Genomic DNA, 10,242 nt, shown 5'->3' on the forward strand with positions numbered 1-10,242 from the left:
ACTCCCGTTTGTTATAATTTCTGTGTCTGCTCATTTGGCGGACAAGATGGCGGTGTAGCTCAGTTGGTTAGAGCAGCGGAATCATAATCCGCGTGTCCGGGGTTCGAGTCCCTGCACCGCTATTTTTATTTAACCTGCTTATTGACAGTGTCTTATCTTTTTGTTATATTCTCCACGTAAGTCGATGTGACGATTCTGTGACGACTTTTTCAGGCAGGTGCCGTATGGGGACTATCTACAAGAGGGGAAGAGTTTACTACATCAACGTAGTCAATGAAGGAAAAAGAGTCCGAAAACGCGTGGGAACGTCCAGGCGCGTGGCCGAGCAAGTGCTGTCAGATTCCGAGTCGAAGATAGCGCGTAAACGGTTCGACCTCGACGTCCCGGACGGCTCGCTGGCCGTCCTTTTCGATGCCTACCTTGACTTCTCCAAAACTAACCATGCACCGAGCACAACCCTTCGCTACGGGCAGGTAATCCGCAACTTTCGCCTCTTTCTCGACGCAGAACTTCCCGAGATTACCAGGGTGTCCCAACTTTCCCCGAAACACCTTGAGGGCTTCAAGAAGTGGCGAAAAACGACTGATCCCAGAAAGGCAGACCTGCCTGAAAGACTCGCTGCCAAGGTGGCGCCCAATGCGCTACCAGGGTCTTCCAAGACGATCAACTACGAAGTGAAGACTCTGCGGGCCGTTTTTCGATTCGGCCAGCAGCACGGTCTCTGTTCGACCAATCCTACAGATGGGATTAGGAGCCTGAAAGTGGTTGAGAAGGCGGAGCCGAGATTCCTGACACAAGAGGAATGTTGCATTCTCTTAGGTGCTGCCGCTGATCGTTATCGCCCCATTTTCTACACTTTTCTCAACACTGGACTTCGATTGGGCGAGTTGACGAATCTGCAATGGGGAGATATCGACCTGGCTCGTAAGGTCTTGAAAGTACAACAGAAGGTCGACTGGACCCCGAAAGCCGGTGAGCGGCAGATTCCTCTCAACAACGGTATGTGTCGACTTCTGAAGGAGATCAAGCCGCCGAAGGTCAGGAGTGACGCCTACGTCTTCACGCGACGAGACGGCAAAAAACTCGGCGGAAAACTCCGTGCGGCCTTGGAGTCCACGGCGAGGCGAGCGGGACTGCGGGACATCACAAAGGTCCACACTCTCCGACACACGTTCGCAAGCCACCTGGTTATGAAGGGGGTTGACTTGCCCACTGTGCAACGGCTACTTGGCCATAGCGATATTCAGACCACCATGATCTATGCGCATCTCGCGCCTGAGCATCTGGTGGGTGCGATCCAGAAGCTCGAGTTCGACCAAGACTGAGACCCGCGGTCTGCGGCGGCTATAGGATCTGAGGAGTTCGTCCGGGCCGTCCCTTCTTTGACCGTTTGTTCAACCATAACATGACGTCAGTTTCCCGAAATCGCAGTAGTCGACCGGCTTTTGTGAACGGGATGAATCCCTGATGTGTCCACGAATAAATGGTCGATTTCTTTACGCCGAGCTTCTCGGCGACTTCCTGGGGAGTAAGCAGCTTGTCCATTATTACCTCTGTGTTTGGATCCCATTTTCCTGAAGCAGTTTCCTGATGTCGCTCACAGTAGCGGGCCGGTCTTTGTCATCAAGGACCTGACTCGCGATTTCTTCCATTATCTTCCCCTGATTGAACGGATCTATCTTCCCGTAGCTGACCATCGTGGTCATCACATCTTCGTGGCCAAGGTTCTGGCTCCAAGTCTTCAATTGGGCCGGGTTCCTGCATAGTTCCTGTCCGAGACGCGTCAACGTACGTCGAAACGAGTGGGGCGTGAACTTCTTCATGCCTGCTTTCTCAAACGCTTCCTTGAATATCTTCCGTACCGGTGCTGCGGATGACCAGGGCTGTGGTTCCAGGGAACTGCCTGCGAAACAGTTGTTCTCATCCTGGCACAGTCTAGTGCGTGGAAAGAGCGGATCATTCAGGCTGAACAGCTTGTCCTCGCGCAGGAAACGTATCCATTCCATCACGATCTTTTCGAAGTCATATCCAACCGGAAAGAAGTACGTGGTGATCGTCTTGCTGAATTTGGTGTGCACCTCGTCGCCCAGCTGCTCCACGAGGCGCTCTGACACTCTTACATGCTTGAGCTTCAGCGACACCAAGGCGCCATCTCGAATCCCGGTAAGCGCCGTGAAGGCGATCAGCGCCCGGTTGCGCCTGCCGATCTCGGTGCTGCAGTCAATTGCACCGATGGCGTTGTGAACTTGCTCAAGAGTCGGAGTCTCACGCAACTTGGTGGCTAAGGCCATATTTGTTTCCTTCCGCGAAAGATTGAAATACTCAATGTCGGTCAAGGCGATCCGCTTATAACCCGGCTGCCGGCTGAGCCACGCGAAGAAGTCCTGCAGGTTTCGAAGTACGGTGCGAACGGTGGACCGGCTGAGAGGAAGTCCGGAAACCGGCGACTTTTGATCAAGCAGGGACTTCTTGAGCGAGAGAGCCTGACGCCTGCCGAAACTCCGGAAGTCCTCGTACTTCGTGTGCATCTCATATCGCTCCAGAGCCTTGCGCGCGTTATCGGCTGTGGCATGGCTCTTTCGTCCGACTTCCCTCAACCATTCAAGGTATAATCGCTTGATTCGCTCGTTTCTTGGGTTAAACGCAGGTTTCATGAAATGTCCCTATTCTGATCGTCGGTCGACATAGATGACCCAATCTTTCATTGAGGCTTTATGGCTACATGTAGCCTAATCCGGCAGCAGGTACTGCTCTGCATCCCAGCGGCAGAGCTCCTCTATGTCCGGCCAGTCACGGGCCTTATCGCCAATCAAGCGCTCGGTCAACTTCTCCCATGATCGCAGGTCCTCCAGGTCGGCGGTCTTGTACATCTCAACCACTGCCTGCGGCCTTGTCAAAACGAGCGCACGCGTAAGCGATGGTGAAAACGCAAGGTAGTAGAAGTAATCTATCAGGATGGAATGAGTCACTCTTACGTCGGCCCTCTTCAGGGCTGCGAGAATTGACTCTTCGTCCAATCCATACCGCCAAGCGATCCACGATGCCCGTTGCTTCAGATCATGCTCCTCGATTCCTCTTGGATGTTTCACAATAAAGCCTCTCTTTCACATTTCATTCTGTTTACAGCAATTGCCACTTCTCACGGGATTCACCTTCCGGTTGGGTTAGTTTTCATCTGGTTTCTTCTTCACCACAAAGTCAGTGTTCAGGACAGGTTGTACAGCTTCAGATAAGTTCTTAGCAAGGGTCGTGTCGCATCCGAGGTTCTTAAGAGTGTCGAGCAGGTTTCCGGCCGATGCAGATCGATTTACTCGAGTCCCGCAAATGCTGCAATTGGCACTTACGAGTGCCGTCTTGGCGTTACAATTTGTAACGTGGAAGCTGTGAGGGTCGGCAGTTACCGGCATACGGCACTTCATACACATCATTTGATGCGGTCCACACGGACGGCGACGCTTCGTCTGGCGATTGCTCAGGAAGTGTTTGAGTGCTGTACCCATGACGAGGAATGGGCGAGAGTTGTCGATTTTCTCCAAGTCCGATTTATACCACTTCAGGACAGTAGCAGTATGAACCCCGAGCAGTTCTGCAATCTCCCTGGTGGAATATGTGACCCGAGATTTAATCCTTCGGACCGAGTACCGGCTCCTTCTTGAGTGTCTCTTGAACCCCTTCATCTTTGATGGTCCTTTATGTATTTTAGTGAAACAAGTAAATTGCACGCGCAAAAAAAGGGACTCCTCAGGCTGTGGAGTCCAGTTTTGCCTGATACCACCAGGTCGGTTGATTCACATCGAATATCTCATCTTTCGTCGTTCGCAACATTCCCAGGTTTGACAACCGCAATGCCAGGCTCGTTTTAGAAACGGAGAAAAACCTCGTGTTCATGAACCCGGCGTATGCCAGGCAGTAATCTGAGTACGACTTAACTACCGCTTGGTGGTCTCGGCCGCGTGCGCAAACGGTGTAAAGGCCGGGTCCTTTGTAGTAAAGCGGCGGCTCGCAATCAAACGTCCATCGGAACAACAAATGTACGAGTACTCGCGGCATAAGCAGTGCCGCTGCAAACTGGTTTGCCTCTATTTCGTGCCTGCTTACTCCGGGACCGCTGAGCTGGTGCCGATCCCCGCTTCTATACAGTTTCTTCTTCCCGGAATGCAGGATGCCGTGCCCGAACTCATGGGCGTACGTGAAGGACGATCGTTTGTCAAGTGCCGGTGAGGCAACCGATCTGTCAATGCAGATAATTCGCTTGGCTGGCAGAGTCTGACCGAGGACTTTTTCTTTGCCCACAAAACCCAGATCTCTGTGCCTGACAAGAATCAGTTCGTGCTCGGGGTATATGGAAGACTGATAGAGTTCATCGATGTCCAGGTGTACATCCTCGACCACGTTCTTACTGAACTCGTCCAGATACGTCTGAACATGACGCTCTGCAATCTGCTCGATCAGACCCTGTCTCGTCGAATCCATTCGACGAACGATACTGATGCTCATGAAGGGTTATCTCCCTCGCTTATTCACTTTACGGTAAAAGATGGCCGCCTCTCCATATTTGGCGTCGAGTCGTTCCTTAAATGACTCCATCTTGTTCTGTTTGGCCGCTGCTACGAGCGGCTCCAATTCGATCTCCAGAACTTCAGCCATCCTGGCAACCATCTCAGGGCTCGGAATCTCACGGTACTGCTCCACGCGTGTAACGTAGGCTGGTGAGATTCTTGTCGACCCGTCTGCTGTCATCCGTTCAATGAACTCCTTGACCGTCCATCCCTTTTCTGTTCTGGCATTCCGGATCATCCCTCCAAAGTCCATGCCCTCTCCAATCGTGTGACACTGGTGTTTACGTCTCCTTTGCCTCGGACCAATTTTAGTGTATTTAGGTTATCTTGTCAATACTATTCTTTCGATTGATCGTGAAATGTGATGTTCGACGGGGATTGACTGTACGTGCGGAAAACCCCTTGACTGGAGCGGGGTTACGGGGGTAGTTTATTAGTGTTGTGTCTTATTGAATCATCCAAGGGGGAGTCAACGCCCCTCTAGAATAGACGGCCGAGGCTTACAGCGTCTCAGATCCTCGTGCGGGAAATCCGGGACTTCGTCGAGCCCGAGCGTGGGGAGTCAAATGGAACCCAAACAAGCATTCGTGTTGAGGATTGCGCCGGGAGGCGTGGATCTAGTCCAAAAGGCGCTGTCCAGCGATCAGATTGTCATTGGTTGGACTGAGGCCGAGGGGCTTCTGGATGAATCTCTGGACTGGGAGTCGTTCCGGGAGATTGTCCGGAGGGCGTACTACGCAAACGAGGATAACCTCCGACTGGCTGGAGGGGCTGCTGGACATCTTTGGCGATTCATTCGGGAGATGAACATCGGCGATTTGGTTGTGGTCCCTTATGGCTCAGATTTCTATGTCGCCAGGGTCGAGGGTCCGGCCAAACGTGAGACTTTCTCAGATGGTGAGTATCGTGCGTATCGGAGACAGGTAACCTGGCTGAACAACAAAGAACCGATACCGCGATCTTCTGCGCAAACGGCTCTGATTTCCAGGATGAAAACTCAGGGCACGTGCGCTCGTGCGACCGATCTCCTTCAGGAGATTGTAGACTGCCTTAAAGACGCTGAGAAGGGAAGGAAGCCCTCGTTCCGTCGCGTATTACAGGGTCGACTTGTCAGTGAAACTCTGCACCAGCTAAGGACCGGCCACATAGACAGTTTCGGTTTCGAGAATCTCATCAAGGAAACGCTGGAAGCTTTGGGCGCGAGGGAGGCCCGGGTAGTCCCACGAAACAAAGACAAGGGAGCTGATGTCGTGGCCGAGTTTCTGATTGCCGGAGCTATTACTCAGACAGTGGCGGTGCAGGCCAAGCATTTTTATCGTCCCGAACCACCAGTTGACCCGACAGTCATCGATCAACTCGTGCGGGGGATGGAGGCGGAAGGCGCTGACCTCGGTATGATAGTGACCTGCGGGACAATCTCCGAAGAAGCGCGTGCCAGAGTCGAGAAGTTGCATGAGGAAGACGGAATCAATATCGAGCTTGTCGATGGCGAGCAGTTTGCCAAGATTATCGTGGAAAACGGTATCGGTCCGGTTGCAGTCGACGACGAGGTTAAGCAGGGATGAATGTACATGGCTGACAAGAAACCGACGTGGGGGCCGGGGAATCCGCATCCCCTCTCACAGATGAAGACGGAGCTGGTGTGGGAGGGGAAGTACGACGAGTACGGTAATCGGCGCGAGGTCGATGTGGCAGGGCTGGCCATGCCGATGCAGAAGATCGAGACGGTCGACCAGCCGCGAAGCGAAGCCGCTGCGGCCGGTCAGCTCGACGCCTTCGAGAAGGAAATGAAAGACCGCCGTCAAGATGATTTTCGCAACATGCTCATTTGGGGCGACAACAAGCTGGTTATGGCGTCGCTGTTGAAGGAGTTCAAGGGGAAGATTGATCTGATCTATATAGACCCGCCGTTTGATGTGGGCGCGGACTTTACGATGGATATCCCGATCGGAGGGGAGAACGAGCGAGTTGGCAAGGAACAATCAACTCTGGAAATGATCGCCTATCGGGACATGTGGGGAAAGGGCGCGGATTCATATCTACATATTATGTACGAGCGCGTGGCTCTAATGAAAGCCCTCCTCAGCGAATCTGGCTTTCTCTTCGTGCATCTTGCTCCAGCGATTAGTCACCTCGTACGAGGCATGATGGACACGGTTTTTGGGCCTGAAAACTTTCGAAACGAGATTGTCGTAAACAGACCGATTTCAAAGAATCTTCAAAGGCAGTTTGAGTACATCGCTGCTCTCCCACAAGGACACGATGTTGTGCTCTGCTATTCGACGTCGTCCAGTGCACGCATACCGAATTTGTTGATACCCTACGAGAGTAAGAAACCAGACGGTTACTGGCATAGATTTTGGAGCGGAGCTGACAGACCTACCATGAGATATGAACTCCTCGGAGAGACACCTTCGTTTGGCCAATGGAAATGGTCAAAAGGGCGGGCCTTGAAGGCTGTCAAGAACTACGAAGACTACGGAAACTCGGGTTCTGGAAAGACACTGGTCGACTACTGGCGGGATACAGGCAAGACTCTTGAGTTCATTAGACTGTCTGAGTCTGGTACTGTAGAAAACTGGTTCCCGCCAAGTGAAGACAAGGTAGGAGACACGGTTTGGGATGACATAAAGGCCTATGAGAACATCAAGGACTTTCCGACTCAGAAAGCGAGCGATCTACTAAGCCGAATCATCGAATGGTCGACTACCTCCGATTCTCTTGTTGCCGACTTCTTCTGCGGCTCCGGCACAACGGGCGCAGTCGCCGAGCGTCTTGGTCGCCGCTGGATTATGGCAGATCTCGGACGTTTTGCCATCCATACTTCCCGCAAACGTCTCATCGACGTCCAACGCAACCTCTACAATGACAGGAAGCCGTATCGCTCATTCGACGTCTACAACCTCGGTCGTTACGAACGCCAGTGGTGGCAGAAGGAACGGCTGCAGGGGGCCGACGAAGAGCACCGCCGGATCGTTCTCGAATTCTTCAAGGCAGAAGTACTGACAAAGACCCCGTCTCCGCTTCTGCATGGAAGGAAGGCCGGGGCCTTCTGTCACGTCGACAACATAGACTCCATCTTTACGCGGGATGAGGTCAAAGATGTCGCGCACGCAGTCGCACAGGCGGGTGGCAAAGAAGTCTACTGCCTCGCATGGGAGTTTGAGATGGATTTGCGCCAGTACTGCCTGGCGCTCGAAACCGAGCTTGGCATCAAGATCAAACTGATACCGATCCCGCGCGAGATAATGGAGAAGAACCGCACGTCACCTCCCCCATTCCTTGAGATGGCCGTCCTCGAAGCCGAGCCGGTGTACCGGGGGAAGGACAAAGACCGGACGGTGGATATCAAGCTGACCAGGTTCCTGCCATCGCTGGCCGAGGTCCCCTCGAAGGAGCTTGATGCTCTCAAAGAGCGAGCGATGAGGAGCGGGATGGACTTTGTTGATTTCTGGGCGATCGATTTCGACTGGCACCCGGAGAGGCCGTTCAATCACCATTGGCAGGACTACCGGACCCGCAAGGACAGAAGCCTCAAGACGGTCTCCGATGCGGCGCACGCGTATCCGAAGAAGGGGAAGTACACTGCCTGCGTGAAGGTGGTTGACACATTCGGGTGTGATACCAGCATTACAGTAGAGGTTGAGGTATGAACGCCGAGCCAGTCATCAACGCCGCCGCGCTTGAGCCGCTGTTCGAGACGTGGGAGGAGCCGAGCGCACATCGGGTGCGACCCGACAAGGCAGGTGACCCGGCACAAGTACAGCACTTTCGGCGTCCCAGCCAAATCACCATCGCCCAGAACCTCAGGGCTGATGTCCGCGATTGGCGGCGTTCTTTCTACGGCGGTGCCAGCGATACTACGAGGGCCTTGTTGGAGCACTGGTTCGAACGCCCGCACCGCAAGCACACTCCATCGGGTGAGGAATACGAATTCCGCTACTACTTCTGCCAGCGCGAAGCGATTGAGACGCTGGTCTACCTCAAGGAAGTGCGCAAGCTCGAATCGCTGTCTCAGATACTGGCCGAGTACGGCGGACCTCAGGCCGAGGTAGCCGCCCTCGGGATTACCGAGGCAGAAGATGCCTGGAGCCGTTACGCGTTTAAGTTGGCCACCGGTGCCGGCAAGACCAAGGTGATGAGTCTGGCGATCGTGTGGAGCTACTTCCACGCGCTTCGCGAATCGGACTCGGAAATGGCCCGGCATTTCGTGGTGATCGCTCCTAATCTGACTGTGTTCGAGCGACTCAAAGAAGACTTTGGCGATGGTCGCATCTTCTACGGACCGGATTGTGATCCACTTGTCCCGCCCGAATGGGTGGGCGACTGGAACCTGTCGGTTGTGCTCCAGGATGAAGCGAGCGGAGCAGCGACCGGGGGAACACTGTATCTCACAAATATCCATCGCCTGTACGACTTCTCCAAGCGCCGCAAAATTAAAGAGGATGAGTATTACTCCTGGGTGGGGCCCTCGGTCTCAAAGAACACCGCGCTTGACACGGGAGAGGCGCTCAGGAAACGGATCACCGGACATCAGCGAGTGATGATTCTGAACGACGAGGCGCATCATGTATGGGACCCCGGCTCGGCATGGAACGAGGCACTAACGTTTCTGCATGAGACAATTCGGAAGAAGACCGGCGGCGGGATTGCCGCCCAGTTGGATTTCAGTGCCACACCTAAAGACAACAAAGGTCAGTTGTTTAAGCACATAGTCTGCGATTCTCCACTTGGCGAGGCGGTCGACGCCGGAATCGTCAAGACGCCAATCATTGGGAGCGTTGGTGATCTTAAAGACTATCCAAGCGATGATGCGGCGTACCGTTGGGAGACGCATCTGCGCATCGGGTACGAGCGATGGAAGAAGTCGAGGGAAGAGTGGCAGCAGTCCGGCAAGAAGCCGCTTCTTTTCATCATGTGCGAAGATACCAAGGCCGCTGACGAGATCACAAGGCGCTTGAATACTGACGAGATTTTCAAGGACCTGAATAACCGGACGATCAATCTCCACACGAACCTCAAGGGCAAGATCAAGACGGTCGGCAGAGGTCAGGATAAACGCCAGATATTCGAAGAGAGCGACAAGGATATCTCCGACGAAGACCTGAAAGCGCTCCGCAAGCTGAGTCGGGAACTGGACAGGAATGAAAGTCAATATCTCTGCATCGTATCGGTCTTGATGCTCCGCGAGGGCTGGGACGTCCGCAATGTGACTACTATTGTACCGTTGAGGCCATACAGTTCCAAGGCGAATATCCTGCCTGAGCAGACACTTGGCAGGGGTCTTCGTCGCATGACTCCGCCCGGACAGGCCCACGAGTTGGTCACAGTCGTTGAGCATCCAGCATTTGCCGGATTATACCAGCAGGAGCTGGCACAGGAGGGGCTCGACCTCATACTCGTAGAGGTGGACCATATTCCGAGGACCACAGTATCAATTTTCCCCGATCCGGCCAAGCGATCGTCGGAACTTGATATTCGTATCCCTCAACTCTCGGCAGCGCATCGCACGTTGCCAAAGATCAAAGGTCTGTCGATTGCCGATGTTAAGCAGGCATTCCAGAAGTACAAGCGCCTCCCGGTCGGTGAAAAAGTGGTAACCGAACTGGACTACGAGGGGAAAAGTCTCATCACCGGCGAGGTGATCGAGAAGATGAAAATGAACCTCTCGTTGTTGCAGACC

General features: G+C 53.7%; 8 protein-coding genes and 1 tRNA gene. 5 read left to right on the forward strand and 4 right to left on the reverse strand.

Going from position 1 to position 10,242, the window contains the following annotated elements:
* Positions 1 to 48 precede the first annotated feature (48 nt).
* Both RBT76_15635 and RBT76_15640 read left to right on the forward strand, forming a co-directional pair.
* Positions 49 to 122: transfer RNA gene (locus RBT76_15635), tRNA-Met, on the forward strand.
* A gap of 102 nt (positions 123 to 224) precedes the next feature.
* Positions 225 to 1,325 (forward strand): tyrosine-type recombinase/integrase, encoded by a 1,101-nt coding sequence (locus tag RBT76_15640; protein MDX9859216.1) that lies wholly within the window; start codon positions 225 to 227, stop codon positions 1,323 to 1,325.
* Between the two features lie 222 nt (positions 1,326 to 1,547).
* Here the strand turns inward: RBT76_15640 and RBT76_15645 are convergent, their stop codons facing one another.
* The 4 genes from RBT76_15645 to RBT76_15660 form a co-directional block, all read right to left on the reverse strand.
* Positions 1,548 to 2,654, reverse strand: coding sequence for a site-specific integrase (locus RBT76_15645; GenBank protein MDX9859217.1), 1,107 nt, complete (start codon positions 2,652 to 2,654; stop codon positions 1,548 to 1,550).
* A gap of 75 nt (positions 2,655 to 2,729) precedes the next feature.
* Positions 2,730 to 3,089 (reverse strand): hypothetical protein, encoded by a 360-nt coding sequence (locus tag RBT76_15650; GenBank protein MDX9859218.1) that lies wholly within the window; start codon positions 3,087 to 3,089, stop codon positions 2,730 to 2,732.
* A gap of 652 nt (positions 3,090 to 3,741) precedes the next feature.
* Complete coding sequence (locus RBT76_15655; protein ID MDX9859219.1) at positions 3,742 to 4,497, reverse strand: ImmA/IrrE family metallo-endopeptidase; 756 nt, start codon at positions 4,495 to 4,497, stop codon at positions 3,742 to 3,744.
* A 6-nt stretch (positions 4,498 to 4,503) separates the two neighbouring features.
* Positions 4,504 to 4,812: a helix-turn-helix transcriptional regulator gene (locus tag RBT76_15660; protein MDX9859220.1), complete on the reverse strand. Its 309-nt coding sequence runs from the start codon at positions 4,810 to 4,812 to the stop codon at positions 4,504 to 4,506.
* Positions 4,813 to 5,125: 313 nt separating this feature from the next.
* Here RBT76_15660 and RBT76_15665 point away from each other — a divergent pair, with 313 nt between their 5' ends.
* From RBT76_15665 to RBT76_15675, 3 genes are all read left to right on the forward strand, one after another.
* On the forward strand, positions 5,126 to 6,124 hold the full coding sequence (locus RBT76_15665; protein ID MDX9859221.1) for a restriction endonuclease: 999 nt from the start codon (positions 5,126 to 5,128) through the stop codon (positions 6,122 to 6,124).
* Between the two features lie 6 nt (positions 6,125 to 6,130).
* Positions 6,131 to 8,212, forward strand: coding sequence for a site-specific DNA-methyltransferase (locus RBT76_15670; GenBank protein MDX9859222.1), 2,082 nt, complete (start codon positions 6,131 to 6,133; stop codon positions 8,210 to 8,212).
* On the forward strand, positions 8,209 to 10,242 hold a 2,034-nt coding region (locus RBT76_15675; GenBank protein MDX9859223.1), incomplete at its 3' end, for a DEAD/DEAH box helicase family protein. The genes RBT76_15670 and RBT76_15675, both read left to right, overlap by 4 nt.

This window comes from Candidatus Zixiibacteriota bacterium (assembly GCA_034003725.1).
Lineage (GTDB): Bacteria > Zixibacteria > MSB-5A5 > GN15 > FEB-12 > WJMS01.